Origin of the sequence: Streptomyces sp. NPDC048664, assembly GCF_040650555.1 — a bacterium.
Taxonomy (GTDB): Bacteria; Actinomycetota; Actinomycetes; order Streptomycetales; family Streptomycetaceae; genus Streptomyces.
In genome coordinates, this window is record NZ_JBEZHK010000011.1 from 104,432 (window position 1) to 122,502 (window position 18,071).

17 protein-coding genes and 1 tRNA gene are annotated in these 18,071 nt (G+C 71.4%); 8 read left to right on the forward strand and 10 right to left on the reverse strand.

The features are described 5' to 3' along the window. The first annotated feature begins 73 nt into the window (after positions 1 to 73). The 3 genes from AB0C59_RS14785 (at position 74) to AB0C59_RS14795 (ending at position 3,727) form a co-directional block, all read left to right on the forward strand. Positions 74 to 1,144, forward strand: a complete 1,071-nt coding sequence (locus AB0C59_RS14785) for an SGNH/GDSL hydrolase family protein (RefSeq protein WP_363004583.1) — start codon at positions 74 to 76, stop codon at positions 1,142 to 1,144. A 170-nt stretch (positions 1,145 to 1,314) separates the two neighbouring features. Next, a complete protein-coding gene (locus AB0C59_RS14790) occupies positions 1,315 to 2,535 on the forward strand; it encodes an acetyl-CoA C-acetyltransferase (protein WP_363004345.1) in 1,221 nt (406 codons plus the stop codon). A 265-nt stretch (positions 2,536 to 2,800) separates the two neighbouring features. Continuing rightward, on the forward strand, positions 2,801 to 3,727 hold the full coding sequence (locus AB0C59_RS14795; RefSeq protein ID WP_363004585.1) for a hypothetical protein: 927 nt from the start codon (positions 2,801 to 2,803) through the stop codon (positions 3,725 to 3,727). Between the two features lie 40 nt (positions 3,728 to 3,767). Here the strand turns inward: AB0C59_RS14795 and AB0C59_RS14800 are convergent, their stop codons facing one another. Beyond that, the gene (locus AB0C59_RS14800) at positions 3,768 to 4,061 is read right to left on the reverse strand and encodes a hypothetical protein (protein WP_363004347.1); all 294 of its coding nucleotides are present in this window, start codon (positions 4,059 to 4,061) and stop codon (positions 3,768 to 3,770) included. Between the two features lie 119 nt (positions 4,062 to 4,180). Here AB0C59_RS14800 and AB0C59_RS14805 point away from each other — a divergent pair, with 119 nt between their 5' ends. Then, positions 4,181 to 4,408: a DUF4287 domain-containing protein gene (locus tag AB0C59_RS14805; protein WP_363004349.1), complete on the forward strand. Its 228-nt coding sequence runs from the start codon at positions 4,181 to 4,183 to the stop codon at positions 4,406 to 4,408. A gap of 83 nt (positions 4,409 to 4,491) precedes the next feature. Here AB0C59_RS14805 and AB0C59_RS14810 read toward each other — a convergent pair whose 3' ends face one another. Together AB0C59_RS14810 and AB0C59_RS14815 are read right to left on the reverse strand one after the other, a co-directional pair. After that, a complete protein-coding gene (locus AB0C59_RS14810; RefSeq protein WP_363004351.1) occupies positions 4,492 to 5,367 on the reverse strand; it encodes a Bax inhibitor-1/YccA family protein in 876 nt (291 codons plus the stop codon). A 248-nt stretch (positions 5,368 to 5,615) separates the two neighbouring features. Next, positions 5,616 to 5,698, reverse strand: a tRNA-Leu gene (locus AB0C59_RS14815). A gap of 422 nt (positions 5,699 to 6,120) precedes the next feature. Between AB0C59_RS14815 and AB0C59_RS14820 the strand changes: the two genes are divergently transcribed. Continuing rightward, entirely contained in the window at positions 6,121 to 6,891 is a 771-nt protein-coding gene (locus AB0C59_RS14820; protein WP_363004353.1) for an ABC transporter ATP-binding protein, read from the forward strand. 86 nt (positions 6,892 to 6,977) lie between these two features. Next, the gene (locus AB0C59_RS14825; protein WP_363004355.1) at positions 6,978 to 9,506 is read left to right on the forward strand and encodes an ABC transporter permease; all 2,529 of its coding nucleotides are present in this window, start codon (positions 6,978 to 6,980) and stop codon (positions 9,504 to 9,506) included. 99 nt (positions 9,507 to 9,605) lie between these two features. Here the strand turns inward: AB0C59_RS14825 and AB0C59_RS14830 are convergent, their stop codons facing one another. Further along, positions 9,606 to 10,904 (reverse strand): cyclopropane-fatty-acyl-phospholipid synthase family protein, encoded by a 1,299-nt coding sequence (locus AB0C59_RS14830; protein WP_363004357.1) that lies wholly within the window; start codon positions 10,902 to 10,904, stop codon positions 9,606 to 9,608. Positions 10,905 to 11,198: 294 nt separating this feature from the next. Next, positions 11,199 to 12,581 (reverse strand): NAD(P)/FAD-dependent oxidoreductase, encoded by a 1,383-nt coding sequence (locus AB0C59_RS14835; RefSeq protein WP_363004359.1) that lies wholly within the window; start codon positions 12,579 to 12,581, stop codon positions 11,199 to 11,201. A gap of 536 nt (positions 12,582 to 13,117) precedes the next feature. Here AB0C59_RS14835 and AB0C59_RS14840 point away from each other — a divergent pair. Both AB0C59_RS14840 and AB0C59_RS14845 read left to right on the forward strand, forming a co-directional pair. After that, entirely contained in the window at positions 13,118 to 13,390 is a 273-nt protein-coding gene (locus AB0C59_RS14840) for a type II toxin-antitoxin system Phd/YefM family antitoxin (RefSeq protein ID WP_260639121.1), read from the forward strand. Next, entirely contained in the window at positions 13,387 to 13,656 is a 270-nt protein-coding gene (locus tag AB0C59_RS14845) for a type II toxin-antitoxin system RelE/ParE family toxin (protein WP_363004361.1), read from the forward strand. Before AB0C59_RS14840 ends, AB0C59_RS14845 begins: the two co-directional genes overlap by 4 nt. Before the next feature lie 51 nt (positions 13,657 to 13,707). Here the strand turns inward: AB0C59_RS14845 and AB0C59_RS14850 are convergent, their stop codons facing one another. From AB0C59_RS14850 to AB0C59_RS14870, 5 genes are all read right to left on the reverse strand, one after another. Beyond that, complete coding sequence (locus tag AB0C59_RS14850) at positions 13,708 to 14,661, reverse strand: Ppx/GppA phosphatase family protein (protein WP_363004363.1); 954 nt, start codon at positions 14,659 to 14,661, stop codon at positions 13,708 to 13,710. Continuing rightward, complete coding sequence (locus AB0C59_RS14855) at positions 14,658 to 15,188, reverse strand: DUF501 domain-containing protein (RefSeq protein ID WP_363004365.1); 531 nt, start codon at positions 15,186 to 15,188, stop codon at positions 14,658 to 14,660. Before AB0C59_RS14855 ends, AB0C59_RS14850 begins: the two co-directional genes overlap by 4 nt. Positions 15,189 to 15,222: 34 nt before the next feature. Next, positions 15,223 to 15,702: a septum formation initiator family protein gene (locus AB0C59_RS14860; protein WP_363004367.1), complete on the reverse strand. Its 480-nt coding sequence runs from the start codon at positions 15,700 to 15,702 to the stop codon at positions 15,223 to 15,225. Between the two features lie 134 nt (positions 15,703 to 15,836). Continuing rightward, positions 15,837 to 17,123, reverse strand: coding sequence for a phosphopyruvate hydratase (gene eno / locus AB0C59_RS14865; protein WP_363004587.1), 1,287 nt, complete (start codon positions 17,121 to 17,123; stop codon positions 15,837 to 15,839). Between the two features lie 263 nt (positions 17,124 to 17,386). Further along, positions 17,387 to 18,070: a transglycosylase family protein gene (locus tag AB0C59_RS14870; RefSeq protein WP_363004369.1), complete on the reverse strand. Its 684-nt coding sequence runs from the start codon at positions 18,068 to 18,070 to the stop codon at positions 17,387 to 17,389. Between the last annotated feature and the right edge of the window lies 1 nt (position 18,071).

Consider the following 18,071-nt stretch of genomic DNA (forward strand, 5'->3'; position numbering starts at 1 on the left):
CTCGGTGGGGATTGGGGGACGGGGCGTACGGGGCAAGCAGTGGATGTACGGCTACGAGGAGGTGGCGGCGCGCATGTCGAGCATGTCCAGAGCGAGGGTGGCCCGGCGCATCGCGACGGGCGCGGCGTACGGCGGCGGCGGGATCGGCCTGATCGGAGCGGCTGCCGTGGGGCTGCTGGTCGCCGAGGCGCAGATGGCCAAGCGCCACGTGGGCAACGGCCACAGCCCCCACCCGCCGAGCGCGGACGGCCGCTACGGCTGGGAGTCGGCCCACGCGGGCCGGACCCGCGCCGGCGTGCAGGGGCTCTCCGCTCCGGGCGATCCGCCGCTGCGCCTGGTGATGCTCGGCGACTCCACCGCCGCCGGACAGGGTGTGCGCCGCGCCCGCCAGACTCCGGGCGCGCTGTTGGCCTCGGGGCTCGCGGCGGTGGCGGAGCGCCCGGTGGACCTGCGGGTGGTCGCCCTCCCGGGAGCCCAGTCGGACGATCTGGAGCGCCAGGTGTCGCGCGCGCTGGAGGCCCAGGACGGGGTTCCCGACATCTGCGTGATCATGATCGGCGCCAACGACGTCACCCACCGGATGCCGGCCACGCGGTCGGTGCGCCATCTGTCGGCGGCGGTACGCCGGATGCGTACGGCCGGGGCGGAGGTGGTGGTGGGCACCTGCCCCGACCTCGGCACGATCGAACCGGTGCAGCAGCCGCTGCGCTGGCTGGCCCGCCGGGCCTCCCGCCAGCTGGCCGCCGCGCAGACGATCGGGGCCGTCGAGCAGGGGGGCCGCACGGTGTCGCTGGGCGATCTGCTGGGCCCCGAGTTCGCGGCCAATCCGCGGGAGCTGTTCGGACCGGACAGCTACCACCCCTCGGCGGAGGGCTACGCGACGGCGGCGATGGCGGTCCTGCCGACGGTCTGCGCGGCCCTCGGGCTGTGGCCGGCCGAGGAGGAGCGCCCGGACGCCTCCCGTCGCGAGGGCTTCCTGCCGGTGGCCCGCGCCGCCGCCGAGGCGGCGTCGGAGGCAGGCACGGAGGTCACGGCCGCGATGCCGACCGGGCCGCGCGGCCCCTGGGCCCTCCTCAAGCGCCGCCGGCGGCGCCTGCCCACCCCGGCCGACACCCCGGCCACGGCGGCGGAACCCACGGCGTGACCCGGCGCCGCACCGCCGGGCACCCGGGCGCCCGGGCGCCGAGAGGTCGCCAGAAAAAGCAAGCGCTTAGAAAAGTGCGGTCGGAGTCACACCCCACGGCCCGTGACCTCCACCGTACGTACGGGTAACTTCCCCCACAGCCCTGCCCATCCTCGTGCACTGGAGCCGTGATGCCCGAAGCCGTCATCGTGTCGACCGCCCGCTCCCCCATCGGCCGCGCCTTCAAGGGCTCCCTGAAGGACCTGCGCCCCGACGACCTCACCGCCACGATCATCCAGGCCGCCCTCGCCAAGGTCCCCTCGCTGGACCCGAAGGACATCGACGACCTGATGCTCGGCTGCGGCCTCCCCGGCGGCGAGCAGGGCCACAACCTCGGCCGCGTCGTCGCCGTCCAGATGGGCATGGACCATCTGCCGGGCTGCACCATCACCCGCTACTGCTCGTCCTCCCTGCAGACCTCCCGCATGGCCCTGCACGCCATCAAGGCCGGTGAGGGCGACGTCTTCATCTCCGCGGGCGTCGAGACGGTCAGCCGCAGCGTCAAGGGCAGCTCCGACGGCCTCCCGGACACCCACAACCCCCTCTTCGCCGAGGCCGAGGCCCGCACCGCCGCCGTCGCCGCCTCCGAGGGCGCCGAGTGGCACGACCCGCGCGAGGACGGCCTCCTGCCCGACCCGTACATCGCCATGGGCCAGACCGCCGAGAACCTCGCCCGCCTCAAGGGCGTGAGCCGCGAGGAGATGGACGAGTTCGGCGTCCGCTCGCAGAACCTCGCCGAGCAGGCCATCGCCAAGGGCTTCTGGGAGCGCGAGATCACCCCGGTGACCCTTCCGGACGGGACGGTCGTCAGCAAGGACGACGGCCCGCGGGCCGGTGTCACCGTGGAGGGCGTCGCCGGGCTCAAGCCGGTCTTCCGCCCCGACGGCCGGATCACCGCCGGCAACTGCTGCCCGCTCAACGACGGCGCCGCCGCCCTGGTCATCATGAGCGACACCAAGGCCCGTGAGCTGGGACTGACCCCGCTGGCGCGGATCGTCTCCACCGGCGTCTCCGGCCTGTCCCCCGAGATCATGGGCTACGGCCCGGTCGAGGCCAGCAAGCAGGCCCTGCGGCGCGCCGGCCTCACCATCGACGACATCGACCTGGTCGAGATCAACGAGGCGTTCGCCGCCCAGGTGATCCCCTCCTACCGCGACCTGGGCATCCCGCTGGACAAGCTGAACGTCAACGGCGGCGCCATCGCCGTCGGCCACCCCTTCGGCATGACCGGCGCCCGCATCACCGGCACGCTGATCAACTCCCTCCAGTGGCATGACAAGCAGTTCGGCCTGGAGACGATGTGCGTCGGCGGCGGCCAGGGCATGGCGATGGTCATCGAGCGCCTCAGCTGACCCTCTCGCGCCCGAGCGCGCGACGGCCCGGGATCCCGCCTGTTGCCGGGGTTCCGGGCCGTTTTGTGATCCAATCTCCCCCAGGATGTGACCTATCTCCCTGCGCCGGGGATACTCGCAGGTCACGCTGGCCCCATGGGAGACATCAGCACCGATCGGCTGTCCGTTTCGTGACGTTACGCACTGACAGTGGGTTAGTCCGCCCTTCAAGCTGATGTAGGAAGTCGGGGGTCGACTTTGAACCGGGAGTACGTCAGTGAGCGCCATGCCGATAGTCCTGCTGCTCACCACGGCCGCGACCGCGGGCGTGGGCGTCGCCGTCCTGTGCGGCATGCGGTCGCTGCGCCGACAGGTCGCGGCCCTGCACGGCGAACTCGCGAGAAGCCGTGGCGCGCAGCCGCACGGCCTGGTGCCGGCCGCCCGTTCCGCCTCCGACACGGAGGAGATACGTGCCGCGGTGGCCGACGCGCTCGCCGAGGAGCGGGAGCGCGAACTGGCCGAGGCACGCGCCTTCTGGGCGGCCCAGGAGGCGCATGACATCGCCGACGCCCCCACCCTGCTCGGCCTGCCCGACAGCGACCTCTTCCTGCCCCGCCCCTCGGACTTCGCGGGTCTGGAGCACGACGACCTGGGGGAGCACGACGGCCTCGGCCACCCCGCCCTCGGGCACGACGACTTCGGCCAATACGGCCTGGAGCACGGCCGTCCGGAGCAGGTCGGGCTGGAGCACGGCGGCCTGGAGCCGGTGGGCGAGCCCGTGTCCGAGGAGAGCGGGTTCGTCGCGGGCGCCTTCCAGGACGGAGCCTTCGCGGGCGAGTCGCCCGAACGGGCCGCGGCCCGCCGCCGCCACCCCTCCCACCCGGACTTCGTGCCGTCCCCGTCGCCCGTCGTCGGCAACCCCGAGGGCACGGTCTCCCGCCTGGAGAAGCTCGCCGCGGCACGGACCGAGCTCGCCGATGTGCGTCCGGGCCCGCTGGGCACCCTCGACGTCTACGTCTTCGCCGACGGTACGACGCTGTGCATGACCCCGGGCCACCGCGAGACCGCGCAGCGGCTGGCCTCGGCGCTGGCCGAGGGCAACACCCCGGTACTGCTGGGCGGCTCCGGCGTCTCGGGCGCCTACGCGCTGACCTTCGGGTGCGGCGAGGAGAACGTCTACGTCCTCGCGGACCGCGTCATCGCGTCGATGTAGCCCAGGCCGGCCGGCCCCGGGTGCCGGCCGTCGGGCGGCCTCACACGCCGGCGCGCTTCTGCGCCTCCTCCACGAGGACCAGGGCCTCGGCAAGCTGCTCCGCGTCTTTCAGGACGATCGCCAGATCGTGTCCGGCGACCGTGACCTGGTCCGCCGCCGCGAACATGCCGGCGTCGGGCATCCGGCGGGGCTGGGCCGAGGGGTCCTCCAGGAGCTGGGCACGCCGTGCCAACTCCCTGGCCAGGCCCAGGGCCTCGGCCGCCGCGCTCCGCTGGAGCCGGCTCTGCGGCGCGGCCCGCAGGCGGTCGGCGAAGTGGTCCACTGCCTGGGTCAAAGGCGTCGTATCAAGCACGTCGCGAGACTACGCGTCACCACACGACTGTTGCCAACAGGCGAACGCTCAGGCACGGTGGCCTGAAGGACCGGCTTCATCGAGTGCGTCCGGAGGCGCCGATGTCCCAAGTCTTCTCCGAGGAGACCCACCGCAACCTGCTCGCCCGCATCCCCCACTGCACCGGTCGTGAAGTCTCCGACTGGCTGCGCACCATCGACGAAGGCCCCGCCCTCTGCTTCGAGGAGAAGCTCATCTGGCTCCGCCACGAGCACAACCTCGCGTACGGGCACGCCAAGGCGATCATCCACGAGTACGACCTGAGGAGAGCCGCGCGCAAACTGCTCTGAGCGCGCACCACCCGCACCGTCCCCTCCATGCGAAGGGCCCGCGGACCGTGACGGTCCGCGGGCCCTTCGAGGCGTCCGAGGCCTCAGTCCCTGCTGAAGATGGCGACCAGTCGCAGCATCTCCATGTAGATCCACACCAGGTGCACGGTCAGGCCGAACGCGGCCAGCCAGGACTCCTCGCGCGGCGCGCCGTACGCGACGCCGTCCTCGATCACCTTGAAGTCGAGCGTCAGGAAGAACGCGCCGATCAGGATCGCGATGAGTCCCACGACCGCGCCCAGCGGGCCCATGCTGCGCAGCCCGCCGTCGGGGGCGACCCCGAAGACGACCAGCAGCAGGTTGACCGCCATGGTCAGGACGAAGGCGATGGCGATGGCCATGCCCACGCGGGCGTACCGCGCGGTCACCCGGATCCAGCCGGCCTTGTAGACGAGAAGGGTCGCGCCGAACACCGCCATGGTGCCGAGCACCGCCTGGAAGGGCGCGCCGTGCCACCGCTCGTTGTACATCTCGCTGACGACGCCCAGGAAGACGCCCTCGAAGGCGGCGTAGCCGAGGATCAGTGCGGGCACCGGGGTCCGCTTGAAGGACTGCACCATCGCCAGGACGAACGCGACGAGCGCGGATCCCACGGCCAGTCCGTAGCTGGTGGCCGAGACCGGCAGCAGGGCCCAGGCGAGGACCGCTCCGACGACGACCGTGCCGAGCGTCATCGCCGAGCGCATGACGACGTCGTCCATCGTCATCCGGCCGGGGGCGGCCGGGGCCTGCGGCGGGGCGCCGTACTGCGTCTGCTGGCCGTAGGGGTTCTGCGCGTAGGGGTTGCCGCCCGCGTAGGGGTTCTGCGCGTACGGGTTGCCCTGTGTGGCTCCCCCGGCCCCGGGCGCGGCGTTGAAGCCCGCGTAGCCGTTGTCGCGGCTGAATCCCCGTCGCGAGAAGACCGGGTTGCTGCTCCTCATTTCACTCCTCCATGGCCACGTGGCGTGGTCTTGGCTCAAGAGTAATAGGTAGGCAAAGGAACGGTCCTACTGCCTGAGAAGGATCTTTCCCTCATCCTTGCGCGCAACACGCTACGCGCGCGCGGGATTCCCACCGGGAGGATGTCCGCCCCCATGACCGACCTGGGACCGATTCGAGACCTGACGCTGACCGTCGGGCCCCCGGGCGTTCGCCGGGGGCTGCGTGCTCCGTGCGGCAAGTGCGGAAGTGCCCGGAGCCGGACTTGAACCGGCACGCCCGCGAGGGGCAGCGAGGTTTAAGCTCGCCGTGTCTGCATTCCACCATCCGGGCAGGCCGTGGGCCAGGCATCGAGCGTGCCGAGCCTATCGGGGCGCATCACCCGAACAGGGGCCGTGCGGCGCGATGTTGTCTTATTTTATTGATGCCTGAGGGGGCATCAGCCACTGGTACGGGCCGTCCGCACATGCCCCCAGCGTTTCCGGTGGCCACAGCGCGTGCATGGGGAATGACGGAATTTCACCGTCTTGATGGAGATCGCGAGCCGCCCCCGAACCGGCATGGCCAACCGCTTTCCCGCCGGCCGGGTCCCCCGGAGGTCACAGAGGGCGTCATCCCGAGGTATGACCGGGCGGGCCCCGGTCCGACTCCAGACTGTCCCGCGAACCGGAGCAGCGGCTGATTCCCCGCGGCCCTCGGGCCGCGACGATGGAAGGGTCCTCTCCACCGCAGCCTCCCGACAGGAGCACCCTCCCGTGACCAGCACTCCCCTCGCCGACCGGACCACCGCCGTGGCGGCCCGCGCCACGGAACTGTCGAAGGTCTACGGACAGGGCGAGACCCAGGTCGTGGCCCTCGACCAGGTCACCGTCGACTTCCAGCAGGCCCAGCTCACCGCGATCATGGGCCCCTCGGGCTCGGGCAAGTCGACCCTGATGCACTGTGTGGCCGGGCTCGACTCCTTCTCGTCCGGCTCCGTCCGCATCGGTGACACGGAACTGGGCTCGCTGAAGGACAAGCAGCTCACCAAGCTGCGCCGGGACAAGATCGGCTTCATCTTCCAGGCGTTCAACCTGCTGCCCACCCTGACGGCGCTGGAGAACATCACGCTGCCGATGGACATCGCGGGCCGGAAGCCGGACAAGGCGTGGCTGGACCTCGTCATCCAGATGGTCGGGCTGTCCGGGCGACTGAGCCACCGGCCCGCGCAGCTGTCGGGCGGTCAGCAGCAGCGTGTCGCCGTGGCGCGCGCCCTGGCCTCCAAGCCGGAGATCATCTTCGGTGACGAGCCCACCGGCAACCTGGACTCGCGCTCGGGCGCCGAGGTGCTCGGCTTCCTGCGCAACTCGGTGCGGGAGCTGGGGCAGACGGTGGTGATGGTCACCCACGACCCGGTGGCGGCGGCCTACGCGGACCGGGTCGTGTTCCTCGCGGACGGACGCATCGTCGACGAGCTGCACGAGCCGGACGCGGACTCGGTGCTGGACCGCATGAAGCGCTTCGACGCCAAGGGCCGCACCAGCTGAGGCACCCGCCTCCCCGATCCCGCCCCACCTCGTCCACTCATCCGGTGTCCACCCGTGCGGTGTCCACCCCTGCCCTGGAAAGACTCATGTTCCGTACCGCCTTGCGCAACGTGCTCACGCACAAGGCCAGGCTGCTCATGACCGTGCTCGCCGTGCTGCTCGGCGTGGCGTTCGTGTCGGGCACCCTGGTGCTGACCGACACCATCTCGCAGGCCTACCAGAAGAGTTCCGCCAAGGGCTTCGACCAGGTGGACGTCGCCATCCAGCCGGACGGCCGCCAGGTCTCCGGGGACAGGATCGGGAAGGAGCCCCGGCTCACCCAGGACCTCGTCGACAGGGCCGCGGGGGTGCGGGGCGCCGGATCGGCCATCGGTGTCGTCAACGGCTTCACCGCCATCGCCGACAAGGACGGCGAACTGATCGGCGGCGGGTTCCGCTCGGAGGGCGGGAACTACTGGGGGGCGAAGGACCCCCGCTATCCGCTGGTCGACGGGCACGCCCCGAAGGGCGCCGGCGAGGTCCTCATCGACTCCGAGACCGCCCGGCGGGCCGGGTACAAGGTCGGCGACACCGTCCGGATCTCGGTCGACGGGCCCGTCCTGACCCCGCGGATCGCCGGCGTCTTCACCACCGACGACGGCAACGTCGCCGCGGGCGGCAGCCTCGCCCTGTTCGACACGGCCACCGCGCAGCACCTGTTCCACAAGCCCGGCGCCTACGACCAGATCGACGTGAAGGCGGCCGACGGCACCAGCCAGATCGCGCTGCGCAACGCCCTGGACCAGATGCTCCCCAAGGACACCGCGTTCACCACGACCGGCCGTCAGCTCGCCGACGACCAGGCACGCAGCATCGCCGAGGGAACCAGCGGCATGCGGACCGGGCTGCTGATCTTCGCCGGCATCGCGCTGTTCGTCGGCACCTTCATCATCGCCAACACCTTCACCATGCTGGTCTCCCAGCGCACCAGGGAACTGGCCCTGCTGCGCGCCGTCGGCGCCACCCGCCGACAGGTCACGCGGTCGGTGCTCATCGAGGCGTTCGTCGTGGGTGTGGTCGCGGCCGTCAGCGGCCTGGCGGCGGGTATCGGCATCGGCGCCGGTATGCGCTCCCTGCTGGGCCGGTTCGGCGCCACGGTCCCCGACGGCCCGCTCGTCATCGCCCCGGCCACGATCGTCACGGCCCTCGCCGTGGGTGTCCTGATCACCATGCTGGCGGCCTGGCTGCCGGGCCGCCGCGCCGCGAAGATCCCCCCGGTCGCCGCGATGAGCAGCGTCCACGCCAAGGCGACCACCAAGTCCCTGGTGCTGCGGAACACCATCGGCGCCCTGTTCACCTCGGCGGGCGTGGCCACCGTCCTGTACGCGACCACGCTCGACAGCACGGACGGCCAGGCGCTGATGGCGCTCGGCGCGGTGCTGCTGATCACCGGCGTCTTCGTCCTCACCCCGCTGCTGTCCCGGCCGCTCGTCGCGGCCCTCGCGCCGCTCCTGCGGATGTTCGGGATCTCCGGGAAGCTGGCCCGGCAGAACGCGCTGCGCAACCCGCGCCGCACCGCGGCCACCGCCTCGGCGCTGATGATCGGCCTGACCCTGATCACCGGCATGACGGTGGCGGCGGCCAGCCTCCAGACCTCGATCGACAAGATGGCGTCCGCCTCGCTCAAAGCGGACTACGTGGTGTCCATGGCGAACGGCAACGATCTCGCGCCGGGCGTCGCCAAGGCCCTGTCCTCGGCGAAGGGCGTCACGGCCATCAGCCCGCTGCGCAACGCGCCCTCGCGCGTCGAGGGCCGGGGCGAGTACCTGACCGGCGTGAACGGCGCCGCCATCCGCGAGCTGACGGACCTGACCCTCAAGAGCGGCGCCTTCGAGGTGGGCGGCTCCCGGGTCGTCGTGGACGACTCGACCGCCAAGGACCACCACTGGCGCCCGGGTTCGCGGTTCACGGTGGCGTTCGAGGACGGCGCGAAGCGGCAGCTGCAGGTCACGGGCGTCTACGAGGCCACCGAGATGATGTCCGGCATCATGCTGGACAACGCCGTGCTCGCCCCGCACCAGAGCGACCTGTCCGACCGGCAGATCATGGTCAGGACGTCCTCGGGCGCTTCCGCCTCCGCCAAGGACGCGCTGGTGAAGGCCCTCGGCGACAACCCGGCCATCAGGGTCCAGGACAAGAAGGAGATCTCCGACGCCATCGGCCAGGTGTTCACGCTGATGCTGAACCTGCTCTACGGCCTGCTGGGCATGGCGGTGATCGTGGCGGTCCTGGGAGTCATCAACACCATGGCCATGTCGGTCTTCGAGCGCTCCCAGGAGATCGGCATGCTGCGGGCGATCGGCCTGGACCGCAAGGGCATCAAGCGGATGGTCCGCCTGGAGTCCCTCCTGATCTCGCTGTTCGGCGGCGTGCTCGGCATCGGCGTCGGCGTGTTCTTCGGCTGGGCGGCCGGTGAACTGGTCGGCGCGAAGATGCCGACGTACGAGCTGGTGCTGCCCTGGGGCCGGATGGCCGTCTTCCTGCTGCTCGCGGGGACGGTCGGCGTACTGGCCGCCCTGTGGCCGGCCCGACGCGCGGCGCGCCTCAACATGCTCACCGCGATCAAGACCGAGTAGTCGCGGCGGAGCAGCGGCGGCACGGCAGTGCGGCAGGGGCCCCGCCCGGCGTTCGACGCCCGGGCGGGGCCCCTGCCGTTCCCGTCCGGGCCCGGTGGCTCAGTTCCAGGTGCGGGAGCGCAGCGGCATCCCGGAGTCGCCCGACGCGGGCGTCCGCAGCGCGAGGACCTGGTTGATCCCGATGCGGTTGCGCTCGAAGGCGAGCGCGGAGGCGGCCATGTACAGCCGCCAGACGCGGGCCCGCCCGGGGCCGGCGAGCCGCTGGGCCCGCGGCCACTCGGCCTCCAGGTTGGCCACCCAGCGGCGCAGGGTGAGGGCGTAGTGCTCCCGCAGCGACTCGACGTCCCGCACCTCGAACCCGGCGCGCTCCAGCTGGGTCACCGTGGTGCCGATGGGGGCGAGCTCCCCGTCGGGGAAGACGTAGGCGTCGATGAACGCGTCGACGGAGTACGACTCCTCGTCCCGCTGGGGCCGCCGCGCGATCTGGTGGTTGAGCAGCCGTCCGCCCGGCGCCAGGAGGGCGTGGAGGTCGCGGGCGTACTCCAGGTACCGCTGCGCGCCGACGTGTTCGGCCATGCCGATGGAGGAGATCGCGTCGTAGGGCCCGTCGCGGACGTCGCGGTAGTCCTGCACCCGGATCTCGATCCGGTCGGCCAGGCCCTCTTCCGCGACCCGCTTGCGGGCATAGGTGGCCTGCTCGTGGGAGAGGGTGACGCCGACGACGCCCACCCCGTGCTCGCGGGCCGCGTGCAGGGCCATGGAGCCCCAGCCGCAGCCGACGTCCAGGAGTCGCTGACCGGGCTTCAGGGCGAGCTTGCGGCAGACCAGTTCCAGCTTGTCGCGCTGTGCGTCCTCGAGGGCGGCGCCCGCGTCCGCGCCGGCCCAGTAGGCGCAGGAGTACACCATGGACGGGCCGAGGACGAGCTCGTAGAAGTCGTTCCCCACGTCGTAGTGGTGGCTGATGGCCCGCTTGTCGCTGCGTCTGGTGTGCAGGTTGGCGCGCGGCCGGCGGATCTCCTCGGGGGGCGGCGGGGGCGGCGGGTAGGGGCCCGCCATCCGGGCCAGGCCGCGGACGGCGGCGCGCACGTCGGCCTCGCGCAGGGCCTGGGCGAGGGAGCGGGCGTCGTCCCCGCGCTCCCAGATCAGGCCGGCGAGGCAGCCGAGGGCGGTGTAGAGGTCGCCGTCGATGTCCAGGTCGCCGGCGACCCAGGCCCGGACCAGGCCCAACTCGCCCGGCTTCCACAGCAGACGGCGCAGGGCGCGGCGGTTGCGTACGACGAGGACCGGAGCGCCGGGCGGACCGGCCTGAGAGCCGTCCCAGGCGCGGACACGCAGGGGGAGCGGTTCTCCCAGCAACTGTTCGGCGAAGCTCTTCAGCCGCGACGCGGCATCGGCCATGGTGCACACCTCCGATGAGGGCGTCCCTGGCTCGGCGAGCCGCCGAGCGCTCGGGAAGGGGATCCCGGAATGTCCCCCCACCACGAAAACACCTGCGGGGCCCGGCCGCAGTCCCCCGTTGGCGTTACGGCTCGGCAAAAACAGGTGTACGCACCATGGAGATCGCCGGGGCGGCGCCGCACCGGGAACGCCGAAGGGCCCCCCGCACCACGGATGGCGGGAGGCCCTTCGGCTGGATCGGTGACCGGTCGTCAGGAGCCGTCAGGAGCCCTCGACCGGTGCCTCGACCGTGGTTCAGGCCTTGGCCTTCTCCTCGGTCTTGACCGGGGCGGCGGCGACCGGAGCCGGCTTGGCCGCCTCGTAGAACTCCTCGCGCGGCGTCTCCATGGCGCCGAGCGAGACGACCTCGCGCTTGAGGAACATGCCCAGCGTCCAGTCGGCGAAGATCCGGATCTTCCGGTTCCAGGTCGGCATGGCCAGACCGTGGTAGCCGCGGTGCATGTACCAGGCCAGGCGGCCCTTGAGCTTGATCTTCGTCTTGCCCAGGACGATCATCGCGACGCCCTTGTGGAGGCCGAGACCGGCCACCGCACCCTTGTTGGCGTGCGAGTACTCCTTCTGCGGGAAGCCCCGCATGCCGGAGATGACGTTGTCGCCGAGGACCTTGGCCTGGCGCAGCGCGTGCTGGGCGTTCGGCGGGCACCAGGCGTTCTCGTTGCCCGCCTTGCGGCCGACCATGTCCGGGACCTGGGCGTTGTCGCCCGCGGCCCAGATGTAGTCCGTGCCCTGGACCTGGAGGGTGGCGGCGGTGTCCACGTGGCCGCGGGGGCCGAGCGGGAGGCCGAAGCGCGCGAGGGCCGGGTTCGGCTTGACGCCGGCCGTCCACACGATGGTGTTGGAGTCGACCTCCAGGCCGTTCTTCAGCACGACGTGGCCGTCGACGCAGGACTCCATGGAGGTGGAGAGGTAGACCTCGACACCGCGGCCCTCGAGGTGCTCCTTGCCGTACTGGCCGAGCTTCGGGCCGACCTCGGGGAGGATCTTGTCCGCGGCGTCCACGAGGACGAAGCGCATGTCCTCGCGGGAGACGTTGGTGTAGTACTTGGCCGCGTCGCGGGCCATGTCCTCGACCTCACCGATGGTCTCCGCGCCGGCGAAGCCGCCGCCGATGAAGACGAAGGTGAGCGCCTTGCGGCGGATCTCCTCGTCGGTGGTGGAGTCGGCCTTGTCGAGCTGCTCCAGCACGTGGTTGCGCAGACCGATGGACTCCTCGATGCCCTTCATGCCGATGCCCTGCTCGGCGAGGCCGGGGATCGGGAAGGTGCGGGAGACCGCGCCGAGCGCGATGACGAGGTAGTCGAAGGGCAGCTCGTACGCCTCGCCCACCAGCGGGGCGATCATGGCGACCTTGCGGTCCTGGTCGATGGTGGTGACCCGGCCGGTGAGGACCTCCGCCTTCGGAAGCACGCGTCGCAGCGGGACGACGACATGCCGCGGGGAGATGCTGCCGGCGGCGGCTTCGGGGAGGAAGGGCTGGTAGGTCATGTACGAGCGCGGGTCGACGACCGTGACGGTCGCCTCGCCGTAGCGCATCTTCTTGAGAATGCGACGAGCTGCGTACAGGCCTACGTACCCACCGCCTACTACGAGGATCCTGGGACGCTCCGTGGTGCTCATGCCATCGAGTATCCACCCGTCGATGGGGGGTCGCTCGTGCGCCCCTTCACAAGCTTTGACGGGGTGTCTGCTACACTGCGCGGCTCACGTGACGGAGGTCATGGCGCGGGACAGGAACCACAGTGTAGTGCGCCCCCGTGTCAAGGCCCTGTGAGCTGCCCGTCCTGCCTCTCCGAGGATCCATACCGGGCCTTTACATCGCCCCCGCCGGAACCCTCGAAACCGCTCGCGTGAGCACCTCCATGTCCCCCTTGAGCCCCCCGGACGGCCCAACGGACCCGAAAGGTCCCCCAGCAGGGGCGATTTCCTTGTGAAGAACTTCACGAAGCTTTCCCCCAAGGCTCCTCGAAGGGCCCGGGAAAGGTCCCGGAAAGGCCCCGGAGGTGCCCTCCTCACCCGGCCTCACCAGGAGAGGCTACCGGTCGGTAACCGCGAGGAGGGCGACCGGCCGGCCAGTCGCCGGCGGGTGCCGCCTTCGAAGCGTCGCTCCCTCCCGAGCCCGCGCGCGTGTACACAATCGCGCGTACACTTTCTTCATGGCCGAGAGCACTGTGACGGTACGGGAAGCCCGCGCACACCTGGCGGACCACATCAATCGCGCCGAGGAGGGCACACCTACGGTGATCACCCGCAACGGCGAGCCCGTCGCGGCCGTGGTGCCGATCGCGGACTTCAACGCGCTGGAGGAAGCAGCCGACGTACTGCTGGCCCGGGAAGCGGAAGCCGTCCTGGCCCAGGACGGCCCGACGGTGTCCATGGCCGAGCTTCTGGCAGACCTGTTCGCCGATCGCACCGACGACGCGGCGTGAAGTACGCGTTCCGGTTCACCACGGCGGCGCAGCGGCAACTTCGAGCCATCGACCGGCCTGCCGCCATGCGCATCCTGGCCGCGCTGACCGCGCTCGGCGACGACCCGTACCGTGAGGACGCCGACATCAAGAAACTCACCGGCCCGTCGGGCCTATATCGGCTCCGGGTCGGCAGCTACCGGGTCGCCTATCGGGTCGGAGACGGCGAACTCATCATCCTCGTCGTCAAGATCGGCGACCGACGCGACGTCTACCGCGACATCTGAGAGCAGGCGACCCGAAGCCCTGAGGTTCCGGGTCGCCTCACAGCCAGAGGGTCACTCGGTGGCGAGTGCCGCCTGGAAGGCGATGCCGTCGAGGATGTCGTGCTCGCTGACCACGACCTCCTGGGCCCCCGTGCGCTCCATGACGGCCAGCAGGACCAGGGAGCCCGCCGCGATCACGTCCACCCGGCCCGGGTGCATCGAGGGGATCGCCGCGCGCTCGGCGTGGGTCGAGCGCAGCAGGCCCTCGGTGATCTCCCGGACGCGGGCGGCCGGGACGCGGGAGTGGTGGATGCGCGCGGGGTCGTACTCCACCAGGCCCTGGGCGATGGCCGAGACCGTCGTCACCGAGCCCGCGAGGCCGACCAGCGTCCGCGCCTCACGCAGCGGCACCGTCGCCTCCGCGAGGTCCAGCGCCGCCTCGATGTCGGACCGCATGGCCGCGATCCGCTCCGGGGTCGCCGGGTCGACGACGGCGCCGTCCCGCACGAGATGGCGCTCGGTCATACGGACGCAGCCGATGTCGACCGAGCGCGCGGCGCGCACATGGTCCTCGCCGACGACGAACTCCGTGGAGCCGCCGCCGATGTCCACGACCAGGAAGGGGCCTTCGAGGTCGCTGCGGCCCGCGAGTTCCCGGGTGGCGCCGGTGAAGGAGAACTCCGCCTCCTGGTCACCGGAGACGACCTCGGGTTCGACGCCGAGGATCTCCCGCACCCCGCGCACGAAGTCGTCCCTGTTCCGTGCGTCCCGGGTGGCCGAGGTGGCCACGAAACGCACCCGCTCGGCGCCGTGCTCCTCGATGACCCGCGCGTACTCACGGCACGCGGCGAAGGTGCGCTCCAGCGCCTCGGGGGCGAGCCGCCCGGTGCGGTCCACGCCCTGCCCGAGCCGGACGATCGTCATCCGCCGGTCCAGTTCGAGGAGTTCACCCGTCGCCCGGTCCACGTCCGCGACCAGCAGGCGGATCGAGTTCGTGCCGCAGTCGACGGCGGCCACGCGGGTCACGCGCCGTCCTCCCCCGCGGGGCGCACGCACGGCCCCTTGCTCCACCACTCGGGCAGCATGGCGATCGCCTCGTCGCCCAGCGGGTTGACGCCCGGGCCCGCGACCAGGGAGTGCGCGACAAGCACGTGCAGGCACTTGACCCGGTCCGGCATGCCGCCGGCGCTCGGGAAGCCCTCGAGCACCTCGATGGTGTCGCGGCGGGCGATGTAGTCCTCGTGGGCGGCGCGGTAGGCGGCGGCCAGCTCCGGGTCGGTGGCCAGGCGCTCCGTCATCTCCTTCATGACGCCGTTCGCCTCCAGCGTGCCGATCGCGGAGGCGGCGCGCGGGCACGTCAGGTAGTACGTCGTCGGGAACGGCGTGCCGTCGGGGAGCCGCGGCGCGGTCTCGACGACGTCCGGCTGTCCGCACGGGCACCGGTGCGCGATGGCGCGCAGCCCGCGCGGCGCACGGCCGAGCTGCTGCTGGAAGGCGTCGACGTCCGCGTCGGTGGGCTCGGTGCTCGGGGTGGGCGGCGGAGGGGTTTCCATGGGTGCTTTCAGGCTGTCTTTCGTGCTTGTCGGTTCACTGGCCGGACTGGTCGGACCTGTCGATCCCGTCCCAGATGTTGGTGTACCAGGGGCGCGCCGCCGTGGTGCGGTCCGTGGGCGAGTGCTTTGCCGCCGCGTCCGGGTCGATCACGACGTACCCGGTCTCCCCCGGCAGCACGTAGTGCAGTCGCAGCCGGATCTGCTGCTCGGCGTAGGCGTCGTCCTGCCAGCGGGCCTTGAGGTCGCGCAGTTGCTCGACCCGCTGCCGGGCCTGCGCCCGCTGCCGCTCCAGGTCCTCGATGTCGGCGCGCTGGGAGACGTACTGCCGTATCGGGTACGCAAGCGCCACGATCAGCGAGCACAGGACGAGCGCGAGCAGCGCGGCCCGGCCGGTGAGCCGGGAGCGGCGGGCCTGTCGCTTGGTCTGGGAACGGTAGACCCGGGCCGCGGTCTGCTCCCCCAGCAGGCGCAGCCGGGTCGCGGTGGAGAACCGGTCACGGTCCTTCACAGCCATGTCTGGCGCCTCCCCTTGCCTGCGTACACACGTCTCCTACGTACACACGTCCCCGCACACGGTACGGGACCGGGTACGGGGACGTGGGGGCGACTGGCACCAGGGTCCCGCGTTTGACCGGACCCTGGCGTCGCTCAGCCCTTGAAGCGCGGGAAGGCGCTGCGGCCGGCGTAGACCGCGGCGTCGTCCAGGATCTCCTCGATGCGCAGGAGCTGGTTGTACTTGGCGACGCGCTCGGAGCGGGCCGGGGCGCCGGTCTTGATCTGGCCGCAGTTGGTGGCGACGGCCAGGTCGGCGATGGTGACGTCCTCGGTCTCGCCGGAGCGGTGGGACATCATGCACTTGAAGCCGCTGCGCTGGGCCAGCTCCACGGCGTCCAGGGTCTCGGTGAGCGAGCCGATCTGGTTGACCTTGACGAGCAGGGCGTTGGCGGTGCCCTCCTCGATGCCGCGGGCCAGGCGCTCGGGGTTGGTGACGAACAGGTCGTCGCCGACGAGCTGGACCTTGTCGCCGAGCTTGTCGGTGATGACCTTCCAGCCGGCCCAGTCGTCCTCGAACAGCGGGTCCTCGATGGAGACGAGCGGGTAGGCCGCGACGAGCTCCTCGTAGTACTCCGTCATCTCGGCGGCGGAGTGCTCCTTGCCCTCGAAGAGGTACTTGCCGTCCTTGTAGAACTCGGAGGCGGCGACGTCCAGGGCGAGGGCGACCTGCTCGCCGGGCACGTACCCGGCCTGCTTGATGGCCTCGAGGATGAGGTCCAGGGCCTCGCGGTTGGAGCCGAGGTTCGGGGCGAAGCCGCCCTCGTCACCGAGGCCGGTGGACAGGCCCTTGGTCTTCAGCACCTTCTTGAGGGTGTGGTAGACCTCGGTGCCCCAGCGCAGCGCCTCGGAGAAGGACTCCGCGCCGATCGGGGCGATCATGAACTCCTGGATGTCCACGTTGGAGTCGGCGTGCGAGCCGCCGTTGAGGATGTTCATCATCGGCACCGGCAGCAGGTGCGCGTTCGGGCCGCCCAGGTAGCGGAAGAGCGGGAGGTCGCTGGCCTCGGAGGCTGCGTGGGCGACGGCGAGGGAGACGCCGAGGATGGCGTTGGCGCCGAGCGAGCCCTTGTTGTCGGTGGCGTCCAGGTCGAACATCGCCTGGTCGATCAGGCGCTGCTCGGTGGCGTCGTAGCCGACGAGCTCCGGGCCGATCTGCTCGATGACGGCGAGGACCGCCTTCTCCACACCCTTGCCCTGGTAGCGGTTGGGGTCGCCGTCGCGCAGCTCGACGGCCTCGAAGGCGCCGGTGGAGGCGCCGGACGGAACGGCGGCACGACCCGTGCTGCCGTCGTCGAGGCCGACCTCGACCTCGACCGTGGGGTTGCCTCGGGAGTCCAGGATTTCCCGGGCTACGACGACGTCGATGGACGGCACGAGCATCTCCTTCTTGGATGTGACGCTGAGAGTGCGGGGCACTTGCGACTAGAGCCTATCCGTCCCGGACCGGCGGCCGGCCGACCGACCGCCCCGTGGACGGGGTGACACCCCACATTGTTTCACGTCGGAACAAAGAGGGCGAGGGGCCGGGGTGATCCCGGTGAAGGGCTCTGGACGCGGAAGGAAAAAGCCCCGCTCCGGTGGGTACGGGGGAACACGCACCGGAGCGGGGGTCCGTGGGGACGGGGGCCGTCAGGGGCCGGGGATCACTTCAGGTGCAGCTGCTGACCCGGGAAGATCAGGTCGGCGTCGTGGACGATGTCCTTGTTCAGCTCGAACAGCTTCGCCCAGCCGCCCTGCACGTGGTGCCGCTCGGCGATCGCGCCGAGGGTGTCGCCCGCGACGACCTTGTACTCGCCGTCACCCTTCTCGACCTTCTGGCCGGTCGGGGTGGTCACGGTCGCACGCGGGGCCGGGGCCTTCGGGCGGGTGGTGGAGCGGGAGGCCTTCTCCTCGGCGGGGCGGGGAGCCGCCTTCGTGGTGACGGAGGGGGCCGGGGCGGCGGCGCCGCCGTCCGAGGCGCTGGACAGGCCCTTGCCGCAGACCGGCCAGGCGCCCTTGCCCTGACCCGCGAGGACCTTCTCGGCGACGGCTATCTGCTGCGCCTTGCCGGCGAGGTCGGCACGGGAGGCGTAGGCGGTGCCACCGTAGGCGGCCCAGGTGGAGTCGGTGAACTGAAGGCCGCCGTAGAAGCCGTTGCCGGTGTTGATGGACCAGTTGCCGCCCGACTCGCACTGGGCGACGGCGTCCCACTCGGTGGTGGTGGCGGCGGAGGCGTTGCCGGCCGCGAGCAGCGGGGCGGCGACCGCGGCGCCGGTGACACCGGCGAGCGTGACGGCGCGAACGGCCTTGGACGGACGACGGTGCTTGCCCTTGCCGGAAAACAGCATG

What these genes read in the sequence shown, in the direction of transcription:
- AB0C59_RS14785 (WP_363004583.1), top strand. Translation starts at nt 74, where the DNA reads ATGTCGAGCATGTCCAGAGCGAGGGTGGCCCGGCGCATCGCGACGGGC.
- AB0C59_RS14790 (WP_363004345.1), top strand. Translation starts at nt 1,315, where the DNA reads ATGCCCGAAGCCGTCATCGTGTCGACCGCCCGCTCCCCCATCGGCCGC.
- AB0C59_RS14795 (WP_363004585.1), top strand. Translation starts at nt 2,801, where the DNA reads ATGCCGATAGTCCTGCTGCTCACCACGGCCGCGACCGCGGGCGTGGGC.
- AB0C59_RS14805 (WP_363004349.1), top strand. Translation starts at nt 4,181, where the DNA reads ATGTCCCAAGTCTTCTCCGAGGAGACCCACCGCAACCTGCTCGCCCGC.
- AB0C59_RS14810 (WP_363004351.1), bottom strand. Translation starts at nt 5,367, where the DNA reads ATGAGGAGCAGCAACCCGGTCTTCTCGCGACGGGGATTCAGCCGCGAC.
- AB0C59_RS14825 (WP_363004355.1), top strand. Translation starts at nt 6,978, where the DNA reads ATGTTCCGTACCGCCTTGCGCAACGTGCTCACGCACAAGGCCAGGCTG.
- AB0C59_RS14830 (WP_363004357.1), bottom strand. Translation starts at nt 10,904, where the DNA reads ATGGCCGATGCCGCGTCGCGGCTGAAGAGCTTCGCCGAACAGTTGCTG.
- AB0C59_RS14835 (WP_363004359.1), bottom strand. Translation starts at nt 12,581, where the DNA reads ATGAGCACCACGGAGCGTCCCAGGATCCTCGTAGTAGGCGGTGGGTAC.
- AB0C59_RS14840 (WP_260639121.1), top strand. Translation starts at nt 13,118, where the DNA reads ATGGCCGAGAGCACTGTGACGGTACGGGAAGCCCGCGCACACCTGGCG.
- AB0C59_RS14855 (WP_363004365.1), bottom strand. Translation starts at nt 15,188, where the DNA reads ATGGAAACCCCTCCGCCGCCCACCCCGAGCACCGAGCCCACCGACGCG.
- AB0C59_RS14860 (WP_363004367.1), bottom strand. Translation starts at nt 15,702, where the DNA reads ATGGCTGTGAAGGACCGTGACCGGTTCTCCACCGCGACCCGGCTGCGC.
- eno (WP_363004587.1), bottom strand. Translation starts at nt 17,123, where the DNA reads ATGCTCGTGCCGTCCATCGACGTCGTCGTAGCCCGGGAAATCCTGGAC.
- AB0C59_RS14870 (WP_363004369.1), bottom strand. Translation starts at nt 18,070, where the DNA reads ATGCTGTTTTCCGGCAAGGGCAAGCACCGTCGTCCGTCCAAGGCCGTT.